Source organism: Mesorhizobium sp. B2-5-11 (assembly GCF_006440835.1).
Lineage (GTDB): Bacteria > Pseudomonadota > Alphaproteobacteria > Rhizobiales > Rhizobiaceae > Mesorhizobium.
In genome coordinates, this window is record NZ_VFUK01000023.1 from 1 (window position 1) to 22303 (window position 22303).

The 22303-nt window shown below is 60.1% G+C and carries 20 protein-coding genes and 7 pseudogenes; 11 read left to right on the forward strand and 16 right to left on the reverse strand.

Annotated elements, in window-relative coordinates:
• Positions 1-107: 107 nt before the first annotated feature.
• Positions 108-338: pseudogene (locus FJ490_RS32085) on the reverse strand (AAA family ATPase); the annotation flags it as partial.
• Between the two features lie 421 nt (positions 339-759).
• On the opposite strand from FJ490_RS32085, the gene FJ490_RS32090 reads away from it, so the two are divergent.
• Together FJ490_RS32090 and FJ490_RS32095 are read left to right on the forward strand one after the other, a co-directional pair.
• Entirely contained in the window at positions 760-1110 is a 351-nt protein-coding gene (locus tag FJ490_RS32090) for an antitoxin Xre/MbcA/ParS toxin-binding domain-containing protein (RefSeq protein WP_140525833.1), read from the forward strand.
• Positions 1111-1118: 8 nt separating this feature from the next.
• Complete coding sequence (locus tag FJ490_RS32095) at positions 1119-1616, forward strand: RES family NAD+ phosphorylase (protein ID WP_140525832.1); 498 nt, start codon at positions 1119-1121, stop codon at positions 1614-1616.
• 81 nt (positions 1617-1697) lie between these two features.
• On the opposite strand, the pseudogene FJ490_RS32100 reads toward FJ490_RS32095, so the two are convergent.
• From FJ490_RS32100 to FJ490_RS32110, 3 genes and pseudogenes are all read right to left on the reverse strand, one after another.
• A pseudogene (locus FJ490_RS32100) lies at positions 1698-2003 on the reverse strand (hypothetical protein); the annotation flags it as partial.
• Between the two features lie 94 nt (positions 2004-2097).
• A complete protein-coding gene (locus FJ490_RS32105) occupies positions 2098-2280 on the reverse strand; it encodes a hypothetical protein (RefSeq protein ID WP_140525831.1) in 183 nt (60 codons plus the stop codon).
• A gap of 364 nt (positions 2281-2644) precedes the next feature.
• Positions 2645-3156 (reverse strand): annotated as a pseudogene (locus tag FJ490_RS32110) (DUF2243 domain-containing protein).
• A 156-nt stretch (positions 3157-3312) separates the two neighbouring features.
• On the opposite strand from FJ490_RS32110, the gene nadE reads away from it, so the two are divergent.
• Positions 3313-4152, forward strand: coding sequence for an ammonia-dependent NAD(+) synthetase (gene nadE / locus FJ490_RS32115; protein ID WP_140525830.1), 840 nt, complete (start codon positions 3313-3315; stop codon positions 4150-4152).
• A gap of 242 nt (positions 4153-4394) precedes the next feature.
• Here the strand turns inward: nadE and FJ490_RS32120 are convergent, their stop codons facing one another.
• Positions 4395-5324 (reverse strand): hypothetical protein, encoded by a 930-nt coding sequence (locus tag FJ490_RS32120; RefSeq protein ID WP_224684577.1) that lies wholly within the window; start codon positions 5322-5324, stop codon positions 4395-4397.
• Between the two features lie 381 nt (positions 5325-5705).
• Between FJ490_RS32120 and FJ490_RS32125 the strand changes: the two genes are divergently transcribed.
• Together FJ490_RS32125 and glf are read left to right on the forward strand one after the other, a co-directional pair.
• Positions 5706-6878 carry a glycosyltransferase gene (locus FJ490_RS32125; protein ID WP_140525829.1) on the forward strand — a complete coding sequence of 391 codons (1173 nt, stop codon included), beginning with the start codon at positions 5706-5708 and terminating at the stop codon, positions 6876-6878.
• Between the two features lie 2 nt (positions 6879-6880).
• Positions 6881-8023, forward strand: coding sequence for a UDP-galactopyranose mutase (gene glf / locus FJ490_RS32130; RefSeq protein ID WP_140501399.1), 1143 nt, complete (start codon positions 6881-6883; stop codon positions 8021-8023).
• A 73-nt stretch (positions 8024-8096) separates the two neighbouring features.
• Here glf and FJ490_RS32135 read toward each other — a convergent pair whose 3' ends face one another.
• Positions 8097-9272 (reverse strand): beta-glucosidase, encoded by a 1176-nt coding sequence (locus tag FJ490_RS32135; RefSeq protein WP_224656177.1) that lies wholly within the window; start codon positions 9270-9272, stop codon positions 8097-8099.
• Positions 9273-9644: 372 nt separating this feature from the next.
• On the opposite strand from FJ490_RS32135, the gene FJ490_RS32140 reads away from it, so the two are divergent.
• The gene (locus tag FJ490_RS32140) at positions 9645-10490 is read left to right on the forward strand and encodes an SIR2 family protein (protein ID WP_140525835.1); all 846 of its coding nucleotides are present in this window, start codon (positions 9645-9647) and stop codon (positions 10488-10490) included.
• A gap of 227 nt (positions 10491-10717) precedes the next feature.
• Positions 10718-11598, forward strand: a pseudogene (locus tag FJ490_RS32145) (manganese catalase family protein).
• Positions 11599-11767: 169 nt separating this feature from the next.
• On the opposite strand, the gene FJ490_RS32150 reads toward FJ490_RS32145, so the two are convergent.
• The 9 genes and pseudogenes from FJ490_RS32150 to FJ490_RS32190 all read right to left on the reverse strand — a co-directional run bounded on the left by FJ490_RS32150 (position 11768) and on the right by FJ490_RS32190 (position 18302).
• Positions 11768-12247 (reverse strand): DUF2269 family protein, encoded by a 480-nt coding sequence (locus FJ490_RS32150; RefSeq protein ID WP_140501403.1) that lies wholly within the window; start codon positions 12245-12247, stop codon positions 11768-11770.
• Positions 12247-13531 (reverse strand): annotated as a pseudogene (locus FJ490_RS32155) (SDR family oxidoreductase). The gene FJ490_RS32150 and the pseudogene FJ490_RS32155 overlap by 1 nt, the downstream one beginning before the upstream one ends.
• On the reverse strand, positions 13528-13824 hold the full coding sequence (locus FJ490_RS32160) for a hypothetical protein (RefSeq protein ID WP_140525827.1): 297 nt from the start codon (positions 13822-13824) through the stop codon (positions 13528-13530). The pseudogene FJ490_RS32155 and the gene FJ490_RS32160 overlap by 4 nt, the downstream one beginning before the upstream one ends.
• A gap of 82 nt (positions 13825-13906) precedes the next feature.
• A pseudogene (locus tag FJ490_RS32165) lies at positions 13907-14428 on the reverse strand (ferritin-like domain-containing protein).
• A gap of 311 nt (positions 14429-14739) precedes the next feature.
• Positions 14740-15657, reverse strand: coding sequence for an NAD(P)/FAD-dependent oxidoreductase (locus FJ490_RS32170; RefSeq protein WP_140525826.1), 918 nt, complete (start codon positions 15655-15657; stop codon positions 14740-14742).
• Between the two features lie 83 nt (positions 15658-15740).
• Complete coding sequence (locus FJ490_RS32175) at positions 15741-16085, reverse strand: SemiSWEET transporter (RefSeq protein WP_224656178.1); 345 nt, start codon at positions 16083-16085, stop codon at positions 15741-15743.
• A 53-nt stretch (positions 16086-16138) separates the two neighbouring features.
• Positions 16139-17056: a hypothetical protein gene (locus FJ490_RS32180; protein WP_140525825.1), complete on the reverse strand. Its 918-nt coding sequence runs from the start codon at positions 17054-17056 to the stop codon at positions 16139-16141.
• Entirely contained in the window at positions 17053-17448 is a 396-nt protein-coding gene (locus tag FJ490_RS32185) for a phage holin family protein (protein ID WP_140525824.1), read from the reverse strand. Before FJ490_RS32185 ends, FJ490_RS32180 begins: the two co-directional genes overlap by 4 nt.
• Before the next feature lie 41 nt (positions 17449-17489).
• Positions 17490-18302: a hypothetical protein gene (locus FJ490_RS32190; RefSeq protein ID WP_181167750.1), complete on the reverse strand. Its 813-nt coding sequence runs from the start codon at positions 18300-18302 to the stop codon at positions 17490-17492.
• Between the two features lie 193 nt (positions 18303-18495).
• Here FJ490_RS32190 and FJ490_RS33445 point away from each other — a divergent pair.
• Positions 18496-19580 (forward strand): annotated as a pseudogene (locus tag FJ490_RS33445) (alpha/beta fold hydrolase).
• Here the strand turns inward: FJ490_RS33445 and FJ490_RS32210 are convergent.
• On the reverse strand, positions 19556-20218 hold the full coding sequence (locus FJ490_RS32210; protein ID WP_140525819.1) for a Ku protein: 663 nt from the start codon (positions 20216-20218) through the stop codon (positions 19556-19558). The pseudogene FJ490_RS33445 and the gene FJ490_RS32210 overlap by 25 nt on opposite strands.
• A gap of 307 nt (positions 20219-20525) precedes the next feature.
• Here FJ490_RS32210 and FJ490_RS32215 point away from each other — a divergent pair, with 307 nt between their 5' ends.
• The 3 genes from FJ490_RS32215 to FJ490_RS33450 all read left to right on the forward strand — a co-directional run bounded on the left by FJ490_RS32215 (position 20526) and on the right by FJ490_RS33450 (position 22164).
• On the forward strand, positions 20526-20759 hold the full coding sequence (locus FJ490_RS32215; protein ID WP_140499472.1) for a hypothetical protein: 234 nt from the start codon (positions 20526-20528) through the stop codon (positions 20757-20759).
• Between the two features lie 364 nt (positions 20760-21123).
• Positions 21124-21681 carry a DUF1003 domain-containing protein gene (locus tag FJ490_RS32220; protein ID WP_140499474.1) on the forward strand — a complete coding sequence of 186 codons (558 nt, stop codon included), beginning with the start codon at positions 21124-21126 and terminating at the stop codon, positions 21679-21681.
• A gap of 258 nt (positions 21682-21939) precedes the next feature.
• A complete protein-coding gene (locus tag FJ490_RS33450; RefSeq protein WP_246673114.1) occupies positions 21940-22164 on the forward strand; it encodes a DUF4142 domain-containing protein in 225 nt (74 codons plus the stop codon).
• Positions 22165-22303 lie beyond the last annotated feature (139 nt).

Sequence of the window (22303 nt, forward strand, 5' to 3'; positions counted from 1 at the left end):
CAGACCTACCTACCAGCTCACAATGCCCGCTTCGCCAGGCCGGCCGCGGTCGAGGACAGCGCCTTTGTCGCCGCAGATCCGCAACAACTGGCCCAGATCCTGTGCAACGCCATCTGCCTCGACGCAACCATTCCGGCCTCGTCCATCACGAAAACGGTCTTGCCGTCGAGGAGGTCAGTACCCCTCCCCCACCGAAGCTCCCATGACGCCAATGTGCGCGCCGCGATTGCCGCTTCCTTTTCCAGGCCTTCGGCCGCCTTGCCGGCGAGCGCCCCACCAACGACGCGAAAACCTTCGCGTTCCCAAGCCTCCCGTGCCGCTTTCAGCGCGCTGGTTTTTGCGGGCTGGACTTGGAACGTCGCGCCTTGTCGGGGGTTGCCCTTCAGCGCGCGCGGATCGACAAATTTCAGTTCCATGGAAATGCTCCTTACGGGGTTGCCGGACACAGCCCGTCGCTGCGTCCTTTCTCGTCTTCTTCTCGAAGACACCCCCCGGCCCGCGGAGCGAGCGGGCCGGTGCAACTGCGGCCGAGCATCCCTGCCCGGCAGGACAAGCGGGGCTAACAGCCCTGCGAAGGACGACGTGGCCGGGATCGCGAGCGGCGCGGTTGAGCGCAAGCGTCAGCGGTCCGCTCGATCTGCGAGCAGGTTTTCCCCTCCCCTTCCTTCTCAGCCTTCTTCCCAAATTTGGATTGAACCCCGCTATTCTGACGCTATATTGCGTCATAATTATTGACATACAGGAATGGAGGTAAGCGTCATGGGACTTGCCCAATATGCTGACGGCGGACTTTTTTCACCGCGCAAAATCGCAGACGCCTTGCGTACTACCAGCGAGGAGATCGCCCGAACCGCCGGTCTCGGAAAGGATGCCATCCAGCGCAAGGACCGCATTGGCTCGGACAAGACGCAGCGACGGCTGCGCGAGATGTCGGAGATCGTCAACAAGGTCGAGCCCCGCTTCGGCTCGGCGCTGATGGCCTATGCCTGGTATCGCTCCGAGCCCCTGCCCGGCTTTTCCGGCCTGACCGCGATGCAACTGGTCCGTGATGGGCGCGCCGATGACGTGCTCGACTATATCGACGCGGTCGACGCCGGCGTTCACGCCTGATCCGGTCGATGCATTTCAAGGGGGAACTCTATCGGGCGCTGAATCCGATCTATGCACGCGAGCGGATGTCTGGCCGTGGCGCGGAGCTTTACGGTGGCCGTTTCAACCGGAAAGGAACGCAAGCGCTCTATATGTCCTTGTCGGTCATGACGGCGTTGCGCGAAGCCAATCGGGCCGGCAGTTTGCAGCCGACGACACTCGTGTCTTATGATGCGGATATCGAGGCGGTTTTTGACAGCCGCGACCATGAGCGCCTGCGTGCGGAGGGGATGGATGCGGCGGGGCTCGCCGGTACGACTTGGCGCGATCAGATGAAAGCAACCGGAGAGGCGAAGACGCAAGCCTTCGCACGAAGACTTGTCGCGGCTGGCTATCATGGATTGCTCGTCAGAAGCTTCGCCCCCGGAGCGACGGAGGACGGCCTTAATCTCGTCCTCTGGACATGGAGCGATGTGGCGCCCTGCCGTCTCACCCTGATCGACGATGAAAACCGCCTGTCGCGATAGCGGCGATCGAGGACAGCCGGTTATGGTTAACAAGAAGAAAGGCCGGCCACGCCGCGAGGCGTGACCGGCCAGCACATTCGATCAGGCGGCAATTGCGTCGGTCGCCCCGGCACCTTCAATATCCGTCGCCAGTGCCGCCTCCACCTCAGCAAGCTGCCGCCGCTTGTCGGCCAATTCACCCGCGAAGGCGAACTCGGCACTATCATCCCGGGACTGGTACGACGCAAGCCGGCGGCGGGCGTCGGCGAGGCGCTGGCGATAGCGCTCGCGCTCTCCTTCGAAATCGTCGAGCGCGTGCTTGAGGCGCGAAATCGCTCCGAGCGGCGTGACCGTCATGGCAAGCTCGATTTCGGAATCGGCACCGGTGCGCATCAGCGTGGTGCTATAGAGGCCGTTGACCTCGTCGTCATTGCCGGGGCGTGTACGCGGCGAAGCCTCACTTGCGCCCTGTCGGGCGCAAGTGGCAGGCAACGATCCCCTCTTAGTGAGCCGGGCGGTACTCGTAAGGATCGTATTCGTGGACCACCGTGCCCTTGTCACCGTCATATTCGCTCGACACCATGACGCCGAACTCGCCATCGACTTGGAAGAGCGTGACCGGGACCATCAAGGTCTGCGCGAGATTGAAGGCATGGTGCTGAGCAAGGGTGAAATTGTGCGACATCGTTTGGCTCCCGTCTTTGGGCGGGGTCCATCCCCGCTCGACAGGCGCCCGACGTGTTCAGGGCATGGCCGCGGTCACCTTGAAGGCGCAGCCGCAGAGGTCGCACGCTTGCGTAGCGAACCCCTTGCGGGTTGATTGTGGAAGGCCAGGACCTGAACCAGGAAAGCCGGACATGAGAGCGGGATTGCACCTCCTCAATGGCGGCCGCCCTGTCCCCCGTCTCACACTCCTTCACGTGCTCGCCCGAGAGCCGTTCATACCGAGCCCGTTCGCCTTCAGTTCCCCGCGTTCTCGAGAGGCCTACAACATCGCTGCTACAATCCGGTTCCAAGGCATCCTGAAATAAGCGCTAGAGTCCAACGCTTCATAGCTGCCACAGCCAGGATTTCCGCTTGCCGTTTGACAAGGCCCACCCGCCGAGCAGCATCAGCGCACCCCAAATCAAACAACCCGCGGTCCCAATAGACCCACTGGGACCGCGGGACGGTTTCGTTGACATGGTGTGTGCCGAGAAGCTGGTGATCGTCCACTCCCTCGACCAGGTTGAATATGCCAAAGCCCATGAGCATCGTTGCAAGTAGCAACTTTCCTGACCACCCGAGATGAGGTTGGCGCGCCGCACGCCATAGCACAATGAGACCTAATGCGACGAACACGTATGTGCCGGCGTGGAACCAGCCATCGAGGGACGTGTTGAACCGAAGGTTCTCAAGATTGCGGCGGGATAGCCGGCTGGTCGCCATATGATGCCACTGGAGCAACTGATGCAGAACGATTCCCTCGAAGAACCAGCCTGAGCCCGAGCAGGATTCCGGCCGAGGTCGGGAACCTGTGAGGCTCTTCGTCGCTGTTCCTTTTTCTCCTAAGGGGACCCAACGTCGAGCCCGCCAATGTACATCACCGTTTTTGCGCTACCGGCGCGTCATCATCGCTTTTTGAGAACCGCTTCAGCTGGCAGACCGAGACGGTGACCGCCACCGACCTTGTGGTATGCGACTGGACAGAACGCTATGATGTCAGGAGCAACTTCGCATGACCGACCAACAACTGATTATAGGAGCATTGGGAGTCTCGTCCAGTTTTGACGTCGCGCTTGAAACGCGCCGACGCATCGATTTTCTCGGCACCTATCTGCGTGCCTCGAATCTCAACACCTACGTTCTGGGCGTAAGCGGTGGCGTAGATTCGCTTGCTGCCGCTCTTCTTGCGCAACGGGCCGTGGAGGAACTGCGAACGGCAGGATATGAGGCCAGATTCCTGGCCGTTCGGCTTCCATACGGCTTACAGGCCGACGAGAGCGACGCGCAGCGGGCACTGGATACAATACAAGCAGACGAAGTGCGCCGGGTCGACATCAAGCCCGCCGCCGACGCGATGCTGGATTCGATCAAGCTTGCGGGCACCGACCTCGGCGATGCCGGCGGAGAGGACTTTTTGCTTGGCAACATCAAGGCTCGTGAGCGGATGATTGCCCAGTTTGCGCTTGCCGGCGCCACCCGAGGGCTGGTCATCGGTACCGATCATGCGGCCGAAGCACTGATGGGTTTCTTCACCAAGTTCGGCGACGGTGCTGCCGACATCCTTCCTCTTTCCGGGTTGAACAAGCGTAGGGTTCGCGCCTTGGCGGCGCATCTGGGCGCTCCGCCTCAATTAGTTGCCAAGATTCCGACTGCCGACCTGGAGAACCTAATTCCGCTTCGCCCGGACGAAGATGCCTATGGCGTAACTTACGATCAAATCGACGATTTCCTTGAAGGTCGGGAGATCGACGAAGCAGCGCGCACGCGCATATTTCAAGCGCACGCCGGCACCGCACACAAGCGCGCGCTTCCAGTGGCGCCCGTCGCCTCGTCCGGTCCATCACGACAGTAGCCGGACTCTCGGGATGGATGCTCACTATTGCTGCGACCGCCGCCAGATCTTCCACGTCCGATCCGACAGCGTCAGGTGCCGAATCCCGCCCTCGGGCTCACTTGGATTCAGCGAATAAGTTGAGCCGTCCTATCGCGCGCAATGCATCGGCCGTCGGCCCCGAGGGCGACTCTCGATCGAAACGAGCACTGCGTAGGGACGGTTGTCCGTCGCGGTGATGGCGCCTTTCCGGGCGCGCTGGGTTAAGCGACGTTTGAAAAAATCTGCTGATCCAGGTCGCACGTGGCCAGCCCATAGCGCCACCTGTGATTCGTTGCCTCGCGCCGGCTCTGATAGAACAGCGTCAGTTGCCGGCCCTCTATCATCACAGTCGAGTGCCCGTTCTCTCCCGGCTCGCCCGGATCCAGCACTGGGCCGACGGACACGTAAGGTCCTTCGACGCGATCGGCAATTGCGAAGAATACACGCTGGCGGCTGCCGCGCGGCCCCTCGGGCAGGAAGCAGGTTGCATTGAGCAGCACGCGTCCATCCGGCAACTCGACCAGTTGAGCGCCTTCGATGCCCCATTCATAGTCGGGATGCTCGCGTGCGTTGTGATGCGGAACGTCCAGGTGGTCCAGGATCTTGCCAGCGCGCTTCCATGGTCCGAACCAGGAGTCGGACTGGCTGCGTGCGAGATAGACGTCGGGTTGCGGGACCCTGCTGAATTTCGGCATTCCCGAGTAGACGATGTAGCGCTTGCCGCCGATGACCGCCGGATGGGGATCGTAGATGCCATCTTCATCGGTGTCCGGCAGGGATAATATCGCCGACGTCAAAACAACCCAGTGGAAACCATCATTAGACACCGCATGCTCGCACCGCCCACCCGACTTCATGAATTCGGTCTGGATGAACATGTGGAAAACCCCGCCTTCGTGGATGACACCGGGCGCCGCCACACCCGAGCCGGTGATCGGCAAGGCGATCGGTTCATGCTCGGTCCAGGGGCCACGCGGATCCGGCGCTGTGGCGTGCAGTATCTTCCATTCCTCGCTCGTGACGGTGCCGCTCGATCCGAACATGTGCCAGAGCGTTCCGTCGAATACGGGACAAGGATCTTTCAGGTCGTCCACCTGCTGCGGGTGAAACAACGGAAAGACGTGCGTTTCAAAATTGATCTGCATGTCCATAAACCTCGACAGCCTCTCTCAGCTTCCGACACCCAGGTCCAAACAAACTGATTCGAGGCGCTCTTATTCTAGCAGCGTCGGCTAACACGTGTCGATTTTCCCACAGGCCTTCAACAGCTCGAGGAGTGACAAAGCGCCACGTTAGGGCGCCGTGGTCCCAATTCCAGCGGATCTCGTGCCGCATTCGGACCGCCCGCGAAGCAGTCGAGCGGCCCTACCTCTGATCGTTGAGGCCGATGATCGGCCACGCAAATCAATTAATACCGCGGGAACAACTTACTAAATCGAAAGTTAGATGGAACTGAAAGCATCAGGCAGGAGTGTCGAAAATTAACCTAGGTTAATTCTTCGAGACTTGACTCGTATTAAAAGGGAAAATATATGGAAATCGCGCCGGCAAAAACAAAAAAAATCACGTCTATTGCGTACAATGCAGTAGTTATCTGCTTTTCACATCTCCGATGGAATTTTGTATTTCAAAGGCCACAGCACCTCCTGACCCTCGCCGCCCGGCAGCAACAGGTAATTTACTTCGAAGAACCAGCCTTCGAAGATGTCCGCGGTCCCTTCATGCGCGTGAACGACGTAGCTCCGGCAATCAGGGTTGTCACGCCGGTCGTCCCGCTTGGAACATCCGCGACAAAGGTGGACGCCATCCAGCGAAGCTTCGTCAATGAACTCGTCGCACCCGTTCCTCATGACCGGCTGATTGCGTGGTATTACACGCCAATGGCGCTGCGCTTCAGCAGTCATCTGCGCTGCAATGTGTGTGTCTACGATTGCATGGATGAGTTGTCCGCCTTCCGCGACGCGCCCGCGGAACTGGCACAGCTGGAAAGAGCGCTGTTCCGCCGTGCCGATCTGGTCTTCACGGGCGGGCAAAGCCTCTATGAGGCAAAGCGCAGTCAGCATCGTTCGATCTTTGCGTTTCCAAGCAGCATCGACGCTGCTCATTTCAACATGGCGAGAGAGGGGGGCGAGGAACCATCCGACCAGGCAGCCATTCCCCATCCAAGGGTTGGCTATTTCGGCGTGATCGACGAACGGCTCGACATCGCCCTTGTTGGCCAGACGGCTGCCGCGATGCCCGACATCCAGTTCGTCATGCTTGGGCCGGTGGTCAAGATCGATCCGGCGACCCTGCCACGGGCAGACAATTTGCATTGGCTCGGGCCCAAGAACTATGCCGACCTGCCGAGCTATCTTCGTCATTGGGCAGTCGGTTGGATGCCGTTCGCGCTCAACGAGGCAACGCGATACATCAGCCCAACCAAGACACCCGAGTTTCTTGCGGCCGGACTGCCCGTGATCTCCACCGCGATCGTTGATGTCGTTCGCACCTACGGTGCGGCTGGTCTCGTCGAGATCGTCGACGCCGACGACATTGCGACCAAGCTTCGCTGCATGCTTGCCCGCCCCAGAGACCTGCAGGTGAGGGCAGTTGATGCCTATCTCGCCGACAAGTCGTGGGAACGCACTTGGGATGCCATGACCTCACACATCCACGGTGTCCAGGCGATGAAAACTGTCGTTCCGCTGCGCAGGAGAGCCTGACGATGTTCGACTGGCTGATCGTCGGAGCCGGCTTTGCCGGCAGCGTGCTTGCCGAGCGCATTGCATCGCAACGCCGCGAAAGTGTCCTGCTCATAGACCGCAGAAATCATGTCGGCGGCAACGCCTATGACTGCTACGACGAAGCGGGACTCCTGATCCATCGCTATGGTCCCCACATCTTCCACACCAACGCGCAATCCATCGTCGACTATCTGTCGCAGTTCACGGCGTGGCGGCCCTACGAACATCGCGTCCTCTCTTCGGTAGACGGCAAACTGCTGCCCATCCCGATCAATCTCGACACGATCAATCGTCTCTACGGACTTGATCTCACCTCCGAACAACTGGAAGAATTTTTCGCTTCGCGACGAGAAACGGTGGAGGAGGTCCGAACCGCCGAAGACGTGGTGGTCAGCACCGTGGGCAGGGAACTCTACGAAAAATTCTTTCGCGGCTATACTCGCAAACAATGGGGCGTGGATCCGTCCCAACTGAGTAAATCCGTAACGGCACGGGTGCCGACCCGCACCACCCGCGACGACCGCTATTTTGGCGATACGTTCCAGAACATGCCCGCCGGCGGCTATACGCGGATGTTCGAGCGGATGCTGGACAGGCCTGAAATCAAGGTGATGCTGCAGACCGACTATGGCGAGATACGCGACAAGATCGGCTTTCGGCAGCTGATCTATACTGGGCCGATTGATGAATATTTTGATTGGAGGCTCGGCCGTCTGCCTTACCGTTCCTTGCGGTTCGACCATGTGACAGTGGATTGCGAACAATTCCAGCCAGTGGCGGTGGTGAACTATCCGCAGACGGAAAACTACACCCGCGTCACGGAGTATAAGCATCTGACAGGCCAACGGCATCCGAAAACCAGCCTCACCTACGAATACCCGACCGATATAGGCGATCCCTATTATCCTGTTCCGAGAGCCGAAAACGAGGAGCTGTACAAACGCTACGAGGCAATGGCGGACGCCTGCCCAAACGTCTGGTTCGTTGGACGGCTAGCGACCTACCGTTATTACAACATGGATCAAGTGGTGGGTCAGGCCTTGGCCACATTCGCGAGGATACAGAAGACCCTGCCGGCCTCGGCTTCGTTGGAGGCGCCGACATTTGCTGTGCTCGCGCCGTAACCATTTGCCGGACGAAGCCGAACGCGATGCCGTTCTACCCGACAGGCCCATGCTGCACGCGTGATGGCCGGGCTTACGCGAACAGAAGGCGCTGGCGCGCCAGCTCGTCCGCAACTGGCTGCCGGATGCTGCGCGAACCATCCGCGTGCACGGTAGAAAACAAGCCGACTTCGGCGTGGCGGGAATTGTCCCAACCCGGATAGGCTGTCACGGGATAAATGCAAATGCCTTGGATGGGGACGCCCAGCTTCATCGCGGCGCGGACCTCATCGCAGACATAATGCAGCCATGCTGGCCCGGCGGATCCTTCGGACCCGGTTTCAGCAATGAACATCGGCTTGCGGAACCTGTGAGCGACCTCGAGCAACATCTCGGACAGCGCCTGATATTCATGGTGGCCCATGGGAATGGTCGGACCGTTTAGATACCATTGGTTGTGAGGATAAAAGTTCAGGCCAATCACGTCGACAAGATCTTGGCTGCCGCCCAGTTCAGGCTCGACCTGTCCCATCAGCATCTCATACGCCTCGAACTGACCTCGCCGGGCGTTCTGCGCGCGTTGCCGTTCCGCTCGGCTGCCGTCGCGAGGCGCGATATGGATCAGCGGCTCAGCCCAGACGAATCGACAGTCGGGGTCGGCCTGTCGCATTGCACGGATGCCCGCGACCGCTGCCTTAACGAGATGCCGTTTGAACCATCCGCGCTTCTTTGGGCCGACACGCGGGAAGTAGCCGACTTCGACGGCCCAGGCAAAGAACGAGATTTCGTTGATTGGACAAAGCAGCGGAGAGGTGCCCGTGAAGGAGCGATGGAACCGCACGGCCTCCGCGGCAAAAGCGGCGTAGGCGTCGATGAATTCCTGCGATCCCTGATCGATGTGATCGGGCGACCCGTAATGAAAAACATCCCAGATCACCTGCACGCCAACGGCACGAGCCGCTTCGATCATGGCCGCCCAACTCGACCAGTCATAGATGCCCGGCGCCGTTTCGATCAGGTGCCAGCGCAACCCGTCTCGGATCGTTCGAAGCCCGAGCTCGGCACAGCTCCGGTAGTCCGCCAAGGCATGGATGTTGTGCGAGGTAGCGCGAACAAGATCGAGCCGGACACCGTCGCTCCGCCTGTGGGAGGAACATTCAAAGCCGGCCATGAAGAAGCTTTCGAAGGTTCGGCCGACCGCTCGGTGTTGACCATCGTCTACCACATCCTGGACCGGGCCGGATCGTTCGGTGGGGGCCGGCCTGGCCATCATGCTCTCTCGCGGGTCTGGCGATTTGCCCGTAGCTCGTTACAGTTCACGGTGCTACGCGATTCGTCGACAGGATCGGCTTCAGGATGCCGACTGGCGCGAGCCTCTGCTTGGCTTCTGTCCTGCTCGTCCATGCCGCGCTTGGCTGTGTGCGGCCAGGCTAGCCTACCCGAGTGTGCCGGCTCCTTGATTGTCATTGATGCATTTCTCCGCTGGCGATCGGCGCCGGAGCTAAACCGCGAGCACAATGCTTTGTTCCGGCTGCGCCCGTTACGAACCCCATGCGGATGATTGTTCCCCGGCGCGTCGCAAACCCCACGGCGGGTCACCGCCTGCACGAGAATGGAACCGGCGACCGTCCCGGTAGTTGGGATGATTATCGGTCGGAGGTTTGTCCATGCTTTCCCCATCGAGGAACTCGCGCGTTCCGTCAGGGAGCGGCGCGCGATCCTGTTCGTTGGGGCTGGCGTGTCAATGAGTGTCGGCCTGCCCTCCTGGCGTAAGCTCATCGATCATCTGGTCGAGGACCTGGGCATCGATGACGGCATCATCGCGCCGTCGGACGTCAGCTACCAGACCCTGGCGGAGTTCTACCGGTTGAAGCGGGGCACCATCGGACCGCTGCGAAGCTGGATGGATCGGAACTGGAGTGTCTCGCATGAGAAAGTGAGACGTTCGGAGATCCACCGCCTGATCGTGGCACTGGACTTCCCGATCATCTACACGACCAACTACGATCGCAACCTCGAGGTCGCCTTCGAAGTCCATAGCCGCGACTACGTGAAGGTGGCAAACGCAAAAGACATCGCCAAAGCCAGCAACGGGGTCACCCAGATCGTCAAATACCACGGCGACTTCGACGACGACTCCTCCCTCATTCTGGCCGAGACCGACTATTTCGACCGGCTGTCCTTCGATTCACCGCTGGATGTGAAATTCCGCGCGGATGCATTGGGGCGGACGATCCTTTTCATCGGCTACAGCATGTCGGATATGAACATTCGCCTGCTTTTGCACCGCCTGTGGCAGACCTGGAGGCTGTCCGGCTATGAGACCGACCGCCCCAGATCGTTCGTATTCATGCCTAGCCCGAGCGTCGTCCAGGAGGCGGTGCTGGGTCGATGGGGCATCGAAATGTTGAGCGAAGAGGCGGCTCAGCCTGAACAAGCGTTAGCAGCGTTTCTTTCCAAGCTGCTTGACGCCATGAGGGGTCCATGAGGGGGGACGAACCGGGCACCAGGGCCGCCTTGAGGGCGGGGTGAAGGCGATCACCCCGCGGGTCGCTTCATCTTGGTCTTGCGCCAAACAACCGCGCCCTGCCGAAGCGGATTGCACACGTTTCGCGCACGCGCGTCCAACTCGACATGGTCAGGATAAATACTGTCGAACAGAAGGAACATCTGGTTCTGCGGTCGGTTGGGCGAGATCAACGGAGATAATATGAGATGTTTTACACCGACAAGAAATTGCAATTCCCTGTGCGCGTGGAAACGCCCAGCCCGATCTTTGCTCGTGCTTTGCAGCAGGCGATCGGTGGCGTCGAAGGCGAGATACGAGTTGCGCTGCAGTACTTCTTCCAGGCCTGGGGCGCGCGCGGCCCAAGCAAGTATCGGGACCTGCTGCTGAACACCGCCACTGAGGAACTCGCCCACATCGAGAGCTCGCGACGGCCGTGGCGTTGAATCTGGAAGGGGCGCCGCTGTCTTTGCAAGAAGACATTTCAGCCGATACGATCGGCGGCTCCGTGTTGAACGGCATGAACTTCCGCCACATCCTTTCCACCGGACTCGCGGCATTGCCGGAAAATTCAAACGGCGTGCCCTTCAATGCTTCACACGTCTACGCCAGCGGCAATCTCGCCGCCGACATGATCGCCAATGTCACGGCGGAAAGCAGTGGCAGAGTGCTTGCCACACGCCTCTACAATATGACCGACGATCCCGGCATGAAGGAGATGCTGTCGTTCCTGATCGCCCGCGACACGATGCACCAGCAGCAATGGTTAGCAGCCATCGAGGACATGGGCGGGCTCGCGGCTTCACTGCCGGTTCCCAATTCCTTCCCCCAGGAACAGGAACTTCGCGACGTCAGCTATGCTTTCGTCAACTGTTTCGTCGACGGCGTGCCGCCGCCCGAGGGCCGTTGGTCGAGCGGCAAATCCATTGACGGCAACGGAGAGTTCACGACGGTCGCGGGCGAGCCGATGGGTGAGGAACCCATGCTTGGCTCCCCCCGCGTGGACAGCGGAGCACAGAGCGAACAGATCGGTTCTACCCGGGGCTCCAGTCGCGCCAGGGGGTCAGACGGTAACGGCGCTCGCGGCTAGTGTCATTCTCCAGCTTAGGCTGATGGCAACGCTTTCTCCCTCCAATCGTCGGAAAGCACCTATGGCGTCGCGCCTTCTGTTCAGGGTGAGAAGCCGTGTTGGTTCCCGAACTCACCACCTGGCCAAAGGACCTGCTGCCCATCAGTGGCCAGCGAAGCTCTTGTCACCGTCAATCGAACAAAACGATGAGGGGACGCGTGATCATGAGCCAGAAGATGGCGAGCACGGCGGCGAAGGCAGGAAAACCGAAGACAAACCACAACCGAAACAGCTTGTTGTACCGCTCCGGCGGCGGGTCGCCAGATGTGGCGGCGCGCGTCGCCAGATTGCGCATCTCCATCTGCATCCAAACGACCGGCAGCCAGAACAGGCCGGTCACGACATAGAGCACAATCGACAGCACGATCCATCCTTCCCTCAATGAATAGCCAGCCTGCCAGGCGAGGGCCACGCCGGTGATCGGCTGCGCGACGACGGCAGTCGCGGTAAAGAGGAAATCAGCGACAACCACGATGTGGGCAACTGCCGCGATTGTTGCGGCATTGCCGGTCCGGTGAGCGAGAAGCATGAAGAAGGCAATCCCCGCCCCTGTCCCAAGCAGCACGGCTGCGCCGATGACGTGCAGATATTTGACCACGAAATAAAGCATCAGCGCTCGTCCAAGATCGCCAGCGCAACGAAGTGCAAGGCGAGGATCGGCAGGATTTTCATCAGCGGGCCGAGTGGCTCGTTCCAGAGATCCGGGCGCAGGATGGTGCCGGCGATGGCGTAGGACAGCGAGATCGCGATCGCACCCCAAAGACCCGGGCGGCTTGTCGGCCGGAACGCGATCAGAGCGCCGACAGCCGCGTCGGCGATTGCACCGGCCACGACCGCGGCCTCGGCGTGGGGCGCCACCGCAGTGCCGATCAGCAGTTCGACGCCATTACGCCAGCCTGTCGTGAGCGAGATGATGCCGGTCATGATCCAGAAGAATGGCAGCACAACGAAGATCGCGGGCTTGATGAGATAGAGCCCGGCAAACCATCGCTCCTGGACCGTTGCCGGATCGGCCGCAAGTGCTGATGCGAGGCTTGCCGGGTGAATGCCTGTCGTCACAATCCAGGGCTGCGGATCACCGACAGCGCCTCGCGTGATTTCTTTTTTGCGCATTGCTGCGGATCGGCGGTCGCCAGCCGAGCCATCCAGCCAGATCGCCCAGACGATAGAGGCCTCTCGCCACCCAGCCGGGCAAGGTGAATATGGCTGCCTTCTTCCATCCAAACCACTGGCGGTAACGACTGACGAGCTCTGTCATGGTGAGCGCCTCCGGCCCCGCAAGCTCCAGCGTCAAGCGAGAAGGACTCGTGGGCAGGAGGAAGAAAAGAACGGTGGAGACAATGTCATCGAGCTGAACGACTTGCAGGCGACCGGTATTGGGCATGGCCGGCAACAATGGCAGCGCGGCTAGCCCACGCAACAATGCGCTTGCGCCAAAGACGCCGCGCCGCGCCACCGAGGGACGCAGGATCACCCAGCCGACATCGAGCGCCATCAATACCTTGTCGCCGGCCAGCTTGCTGGCGGAGAAGGCGGACAGCTGATCGCGGTCGACACCGATCGCCGAGAAATGGATGACCGTCTTGATGCCGGCCCGTTCGCAGGTCCTGAAGAGAGCGGAAGCGGCGATGGCATGGACCTCCTGAACCTTTTCCCGCGCGTTGTCCTGCAGAACGCCGGCGCAGTTGACGACGGCATCGACGCCTGAAAGAGGCGAACTCCAGTCCTCCGGTCGGACCGCCTCCGTCATGTCCAAAATGACGTCCGAACTTTTCGAAGAGCCGGCAGGTCGGGAGCGGCGGAGCACGCGCCGTACTTCGTGTCCCTCCGCCTCCAGGCGCGCGCATAGTGAGGCGCCTATCAAACCTGTAGCGCCGGTGACGAGGATCTTCATCCCGTGAGCCCGGCCTGCGGCGTCGCTCGAGCCGCCGGCGGCCTGTTTGCCGGCAGCACGCCTTGTTCGTCGAATCCCCATCTGTGGCAGGACCAGTACCATATCCGGTCGACCGGGTTCCAACCGTCGATGCAGCCGGCACTCGAACCGTCTGCCGCCTCGCTGATAGCGAGTTGCTCGCCATCATGGTTGATCACCCGGCCGTCGCCTGGGTCGATCTCATCGATCTCAACAGCTTTGGTGCGACGTTCGAACAGGAGCTGTCTTTTGCTCGACGCCGGTTCCGCGGACATAGGCGCGGCCGATGCTTGGTCAAGCGGCATGGGTTGCCGGACATCCATGACGGACCTCCTCGGCGTGATCCAGTGCGGATATCTAGGCCGCCTTTTGCATCGCTCTCTCGTTCACACCGGCCTCCCCGAGTTGCGTCAGTGCTTCATCGGTCGCCTTCTCCTCCTTGAGCGACTGTTCAAGCAGCGGAACGGCCTTTTTCAGCCCAAGCAAACCGGCCCAGGTGATCAGCGTTCCATATCGGGCGATCGATCTCATAATGCTCGACGGCTTGCGCGGCGGCCACGAGCCCGGCATCCAGGGCTGGAGCCTGTTGAAAGTCCTCCAGGATCTCCTGCCCTTCTTCTATGATGCCGTCGATTGCCGGGCAGGTCTTTCCCTGTGCCCGCTTGCCGAAGATCTCGAACACCTGCTGCAGGCGCTCGATCTGGCCTTCCGTCTCACCTCGATGCTTCTCAAAGGCAGCAATCACCTTTTCGGATTCAGCTCCCTTCGCCATCTTCTTCAAGGCGGAAGGATTTTGCGCTCGGCGTAGTAGATATCCTTCAAGCCGTCGTGGAAGAGATCCTCAAGTCCCTTTGTCTGCGAAGCTTTCTTGGTTGCCATCCTCATCTCCTGCTTGAAAGCGCGCCGGGCGGCACCCCGTTCAAACGAGGCGGCTCCTTGTTTGTTCCGCCGTTTTTCCCCAGCAGACGCCGGCACCCCGTCGGTTGCGAATAAGCGGCATCGACGGCAGTGCCTGAATGCGCACACAATAGGTGTTGTCTCGCCAATGCCGCATTGAGGCTCTTACGGCGCCAATGGGGGGCACCAGGATGCCGGGGAAGCGACGAATATCCCCGCGAGGGCTGCGCCACGCGCCATCCTGTACGACTGAACGACTGAACGACTGAACGACTGAACGAGGGCGGACCTGTTCACTCGTTTTGCGCAAGATAGCTGTGCATATCGGTTGCGGCGATCGCCGCGTGTCCGAAGGCGACCGCGACCTGGTTGATTTCGTCAACCACATCGCCTGCGGCGTAGAGGCCCGCAATTGCGGTTCGCTGGCGCGAATCCACGACAAGATTGCCGATTTCGTCACATTCCGCGCCGAGGTTGGTGGCCAGCTTCGATCGCATCGTGCAGCCCAATGCGGGATAGATGGTATCGAAAGACAGCGTGTTTCCGGCAACGAGCCTGATGGTCGCCTGATGGCCGGCAGAGCGGATCGAGCCCGGGAGGCACGCGTGCACCTTGATTCCAGCCTTTTTGAGCAAGGCGTCGGCGGCGGGGTCGAATCGAGTTGTCGTCTCGACCAACATGGTGACGTCACTTGTGTAGCTTCGCATAAACAACGCCATCTTCATTGCGTGATCTGCCGGGCCCATCACCGCAACCCGTCCGTCGATGACCTCGTAGGCGTCACAGATCGGACACAGCCGCAACGTGCCGGCCTTGATCATATCGGCGGCGTCGGGCGTGTCTGGAAGCGTATCGACAATACCGGTGGCCATGAGCACCGCGCGAGCCCGAATGGGAACCGATGCCGTGGCGATGAAATCGGTCCCACCCCGCTTAATGTCGTGGATCGTATCGTCCACGAGATCGACTCCGCTCAGCAGTGCCTGCTGCCGCAGACGATCAAGCAGCTCAACACCGGCAATACCGTCAGGAAACCCGGGACAGTTGTGGGTTACCGGTATCCACTTTGCGCGGCTTTGGCCGGCATCCACAAGGACGATCCGGCGCCGAAAACGCCCCAGGTAGGTCGCGGCGGTCAGGCCGGCCGGTCCGCCGCCGATGACCAGGCAGTCGTATGATTCGCCAGGACGGATTTCATCGTCTGAAACCACAAGAGAACTCCCGACATGAGCGCGTCATTCCTGGCTGCCACCGCTGAGCGCCTCGTAAACCTCAGAACGCAACCAAACGAAGATCATCGCTCAGTCCTTGAGGCAGCGGGATCCAGCACGTCCGCGACCGCGTCCTTCTTCGCGCGAGGAAGGAGCGTCATCAGAAGAATGAATGCCGAGAGAACGAGACAGGCGGCGTTTGTGATGATGATCGGCCACTCGCCTTTCATGGACCCGAAGATGAGCCAGAGGGCGAACCCTGCTGCCGTAATCGCATACATAGGCGCGGAGATACTGCCCGTGTCTCGCGTCTTTATGATCTTCCAGGCTTGCGGCGTAAAGCTCACCATCGAACATAGTGCCGCGAGATAGCCGACCAGTGTCTCAGTTTCCATGCAATCAAACCGTCGGCGCGCGGTTTTGTTCACGACGGGTGTCTCTAAGTTCAATTTGACCGCTGCCCTGGCACCCTGCAGATGGCTTAGGGCTTGGCCGTGGAGGACTGATCCGATTCGGGAAGTCGATCTCGAACCGCCTTTTCGGTAGTTTTTGCGGTGGCCTTGACGACCTCACCGACCTTACCGGCTAACGTGTCGGCGGTGCCGCTCGAGCCCTGCCGGTCCGCCTCGCTCTTGACTGTCTCGTAAGCTTCGGCAGCGATCTCTTTCGCTTGCTCCACGCCGTCCTCTAAAGCACTGTTGGCGCTGCCAAGTAGTTTGTCGCGGTAGCCGCCGAGTTGCTCGTCTTCCATGGTTGTGCGAGGCAGAAGCACGCCTATAGCCGTACCCGCCGCCAGGCCGAGGACGGCAAGTGCCAGTGGTTCGCGCTCAAATAGTTCCTGCGCGGTTCGACTCGCCTGCACAGCCATATCACTCGCACTGGAGCCAAGCTGCCCCACGGTGTTTACAACCTTATCCTTGGTCTCGCCAGCCGCAGTTGCGGCCGCTTCGCTTGCATTGCTCGCAATCGAGCCAGCGGTCGCGCCGGCATCCGAGAGCATCTCTGCGACCGCCGATGGTCCACCATTGGGGATCTCTTGTCCGGAACTCGGCCCTTCCGCAGCCCCCGTCACATCGCTGACCCCGAACGTCCCCCCATCCGTGTCGGCCTGATTGTTGACAGCCTGGGTTGCAGGAGAGCCACCCGCCGAAGCACCGCTGCCAAGCATCAGCCAAGCCAGGCCGGTCCCAACCAGCATCAGGGCCAAAGGGTTGTCGCTGACTTGGGTCTGGAATCTGCTGAGGGCGGCGGTCCCTGCGCCGCCAGAAAACAACCCGGTGAATTCGTCGATCAACTGACCGGGTGTCATTTTGCTGCGGATGGATTCGGCGGTATCGACGACCGCTGCGCGGGCAATCTCGGCTTCGCGTTCGAGTTCGGCTGCCGATTTCTCGCTCATCTCATTTGTCCTTTGATCACACGCGCATCGCTGTTGAGTTGTTCTTGTGTGCGGTCAGGAGCCAATCCGGAAGGCGCAATGCCGGCCATTCCCGTGCGAAGGAGAATCACCCCCAGGATCGCCACGACGACACCGACGAGCAGCGAGGCCCACCCGGCCCCCAGACCCGCCTTAGCCAAAGCGATCACGAGCGCTTGGAGCAGTACCACCAGCGATGCCAGCAAGCACACGGCACCGCCTACGACTTCGACCACGCCGTGCCCGGCTTTGCTGACGTTTTCGGATATTTCGGCCCGCAGAAGCCTTGTTTCGGTCTGTAGCAGGGTCGTCACTTGCTGTGTAAGGTCGCTCACAAGGCTCGCGAGACTGCGGCCGTCCTGATCGTTGTTCATCGGTCATGCTCCGTGCTCGGCCAAGAAAGTGGCTGCATTCGTTATGACGTGAGGTCGTCCCGTGGAGAGCTGCCTGTGGTCTTCGGGCGCGTTACAGTCTTTGGGGCGCCACTGCTTTTCAGCCGACCGTCCGCTTCGCTCGAATCAGCGGGTTGCGAGCTTTTGATGAAGCGTCCCAGAGCCAAACCGGCGAAAACCGACCCGGCGATAAGCACTCCAGAGTTTTCGCGCCCGAAGGACCTGACCTCGCCTAAGACTTGTTCGACTGGTTTGTCCCGCAAAGAGGACGAGAGGCGCTCCAGCCCGCCAGCGGCAGTAAGCACGAACTTCGAAACGGTGGCTTGATCGCTGTTGGCCAGATGCTCACTTGCTGCCCGCAACGCGCCCCCAAAAGCGGCTAAGCTCGCGCTCATGTCGCGCTGCGTTTCCTGCGCCTTCCCTGACAAAGCCTCCTGCGCTTCCGACGCGTACTCGCCAGCTTTGCTGACGACTTCGTCACTGGCGTCGTGAATCAACCGGGTGGCATTTTGGGTTTCTTCCTGGAGCCGGTCGGAGAGCTCGCTCTTTGCCGTATCGAAATCGGATGCTGGACGTCCTGGATCGCCTTCGCGTTGCATAATGGCTCCTAGTGAAAACCGAGGAAGGAGAGAATTGCCAGCACGACGACAACGAGACCTATGAGATAAATGACGCTGTTCACGGCCTGATTTCTCCATTTTCGTCGAAAGCAAACACGCTGAACCGCGCGATGTTCCATCAGCCAAAACTTTTTTAGCTCCCTTAGATTTAAAGACCCCCTGCGTGGGTTGATCGTGCGAGTTGAACGCGAGCACGTCGCCATGTTTGGAGCCCAAGGGTTACTCGTCACCGGTGCTCTTTTGGCTATCCAGTCTGTGGAAACGGCTGGCAAGACTAACGCCTCCCCCGGCTGTCATTCGACCTTCCGCGGGCTCAATCTCGAGGAGCCCTAGGCCGAGCTAAGCCCGTAGCCTCGTTCGAAGGTCAGGCGATCAGGCGCCGGAACAACCTTGTGGCGTCTCAGTTCGGATGGCGAAAACGGTGAGCCTTTTGGGTGCGACGTCCCAGCGGCGATTCGCCAGTCGCCGCAACCTACGCAAGGAGCACGGCAGCTTGTCTTTCCGGTTTCAATTCTCACTGAAACGATCATCACGCGTCTGGGTCGGCGGCCTGGTTGCGGCGGTGGCCTTGCTAGCGTTGAACAATCGAGCAGCGACCAAGCAAGCGCTTTCCGTCCGCGCGAAAGGAAGGACCATAGAGGTCGACGGTGTCCGCCTTCGATATGTCGAGGCTGGAAGCGGCAGGGACCTGGTTCTCCTGCATGGGAACGGTTCCGCCGCTGAGGACTTCCAAACCAGCGGTCTAGTCGACAAAGCAGCCAAGCGTTATCGCGTTATTGTATTCGACCGCCCCGGGTTTGGCGGAAGTACTCGGCCGCGCGGTCGCCTATGGACCGCCGCGGCCCAGGCAGATCTGCTCCAGAGCGCCACGCAGAGGATCGGGGCAGACAATCCCATCGTTCTTGGGGGGCATCGATCGCCCTCCAGTGGGCGGCCCGGTATCCGGACGAGATTGGTGGCGCGGTTCTCCTCTCCGGCTATCATTTCCCCTCCGCAAGGTTCGATGCCATGCTTGCCGCCCTGCCGGCACTGCCAATCGTGGGAACCATCATTTGCCACACCATCCTGCCGCCTGTCGTCAGGCTGATCTGGCCCGTTTTGATGCGCCGCCTGTTTGGGCCGCAACCTGTCCCGCCAGAGTTTTCAAATGCTTTGCGAGATCTGGTCAGCGCACCGTCGCACTTGCGAACGACTGCCGCGGAATCTGGTCTGCTGATCCCCGTTGCCGCGTTGGCTCCCAAGACCGCAGGGAGGACAAACGCGCCGATAGGTATCATGGCCGGGGACGCGGACAGCCTGCTCGACACCAACTATCATTCCCAACATTTGCACGCGGTCCTACCGGGCTCGATGATGCGCATCGTCGCGGGTGCCGGTCACATGGTTCATCATGCTGCGCCGCACCTTGTGCTCGAGATGGTGGACAGCATCGCGGCAGCCGGATCGCTCTCACCTGAAGAAGCTGCTTACTATGCTCCTGCACCGCGCGAATGACTCGGGCGGTAGCCCCGAGCCCGGGCGGCCAATCGATCTTTTCTGATCCAGGCACAGAGTCGTTTTGTCATAATTCGAAGAAAGCTTTTCGGGTCTTTGAATATAGTCTCTTCCGAGATCATCTCGTCATGGGTCCGCAACTCGGTAAGCAGCATTCCCTTGCCATAGGGCTGTATCACGACTTCGCGCCCGCGTTGGTACAGCACCACGCAGGACCGCGCCGCCACACCCTTGGCCATCGCTTCGCGCAGCACGGAGAAGGCCTCGGTGGAAGCACCGTCGGCAGGGATCAGGTAATAAGGCTTTTCCAGGTAGCGCGTGTCGATATCCTTGATGGCGACAAACTCGTCGACCTCAAGCGTGTGCTCAGACGTCATCTTTAGCTTTTTGATCTCGTCCGGTTCGACCTTGATGAAATCGCCCGCGTCTGCCTCGTAGCCTTTGACTTGGTTTTCGCTATCGACGACATCGCCCGTCTCTTCGTCAACATAGGCAGCCTTGACAGGCAATCCATCTTTCCGATTCAAAATCTTGAAGTGGATTTTCGATGCCTCGCTGGTTGCACCCACAAGCTTCACTCCGCACGACACGGACCCGACTTTTAAAATCCCTTTCCAAACTGCTCGTGGGGCTGCCATGCAGTCCTCCTGTCGGGCCGATCCTCGGCACAAACGTCAGCCAGATCGTTATGTTCCGCCCGCCTGACTTGGATTGCCGCCGGCGACTGTGCCTGGGTTGAGTGGGCCTGATCCAACGACACATGCTCCAAGGAAATGAGGCGCTCATGCCACCGCGGACTGAACGTCAGGCCAACGCACGATTTGGACCAGAAACTCGATTGCGATCGTACGCGATAAAAAAATCCTGCCTCACAACAAAATCCAGCTTGGAACCTTCTGAAATCGCCAAGGTTCGGACAGAAAGGCCCCGAACGGATACACGAACATGGCACGCTTCTTTTTTGATCTTACTGAAAATGGAAACGTTACTGAAGACAACGAGGGGAGCGAACTTCCCGATACGGAGACCGCTACAGATGAAGCTGTAAAGGCTTTGACCGAAATAGCGAGAGAGACACTCCCCCATGACGGCAATGAGTGCGAACTCGCTTTCATCATACGCGACGAGGAGCGACCAATAGCAGAGGCAGTTATACGGTTCGAACTTCGCCCGCTTTAAAGCGCTCCCCGGGCTGAAATCCATCGATCTGGCGACGCTCTCGGCAGGCGATCCTTGTCTGGTCGGAGAGTGTCCTGAAGCGCTCCATGTCGTTTCGGATTGCACAACTGCATCAGCCTCCACTACCATCAGAACCTCCCGTTTCGCTAGCGACTCCTCATCCGCGTATCCTATCGCGGCCTTCGACCGGCAAGTCGCCAGGCCCATTTGCGGCGTTGACCGTCTCGCTTACCGAACACCTCTGATAGGTATGTCTCATTGGGTGAGCCATTCGTGATGAAGGTCCGTCAGCGCTCCTGAGGCTGCATGGATCGAAACGCCAACCGACCAGTTAAGTGGGTCAGGTGGAGACACGGAGAGAGCTATGCGCCCAAACACCTCAGGCAATGACATGGGATCCGCCACCCCAACCACACCACCCGCGGACGGCCTCGCTCCTGCCTTGGCCCGCAACATCGAAGCAATCGTTCAACGACGGAAGCGCGATGCGAACGCTGCCACTGCGGAGCAACGCGCCGCGGGAGCAATTAGCCAGTTCGCAGGCAGCATGATGTTCGTCTATATCCATCTTGTTTTCTTTGGGGGCTGGATCGTCCTCAATATCAAGCCCGTCGGCTTTGTTCAGCCTTGGGACCCATCCTTGGTTATCCTGGCGATGATTGCATCCGTGGAGGCGATCTTTTTGTCCACCTTCGTGCTCATCAACCAGAACCGGATGGCCGCTGAGGACGATGCGAGAGCAGACCTCGATCTTCAGGTCAGCCTGCTCAACGAACACGAGACGACCAAGCTCATCAAGATGGTCGAGGAGATTGCCAAGCGCATGAATGTTGCCACGGAAGCGGACGATGAATTGAAGGAACTGAAGCGCGACGTGGCACCTGAAGCTGTTCTCGACAAGATTATGGAGGCAGAGGAGTAGAGGAGGTGTCGCCAGTATCTCACCGATAGGCGAAACCGTGTCGATGAACGCTCGTTTGCTGTCAGCAGGGCTGGCGGGTACAAAGTAGCCGCAGACAAAGACGATCCCTTCGCACACTTGCCCCCTCCGACATGGCTCCCTGCGTCGCAGCCGCTATACCTGGCACGACATGTGTCTCGTCGGATCCATTCGGTATCCCACACTGCACCTTTATCAGCGGCCTCCCTTCGCCGCTGCCATTGCCGGCAGAAGCTGGCATTGGTCGAATTCGATCTGGCTTACATCAGCGGCCAGATCGTCGACCATCAGAAGACTGTGCAACTCCTTGAATGGGAGATCGGCTCCGGCCGGGATCCGGATGTCCAGCATTTCGCCTCCGATATCCTGCCGGCCGTGCTGGAGCACCTGCGAATGGCGCGGGACGTCCGCAGCAAGCTGGTGAACCCGGCATTGGCCGATGCCTCGGGCCAGAGCAAGAAGTGACCGTCGCGTCGGCGGTCAATCCGCGCGTCGGCAGCGCCTCTGGCCGAACCTGCCATAGTCCAGGCGGAACCATCCTCTCCGCTCGCGGTTTGGGCGAGCAACCCAAAGGGAGAGCTTCATGACACAATCGCGCGACTGG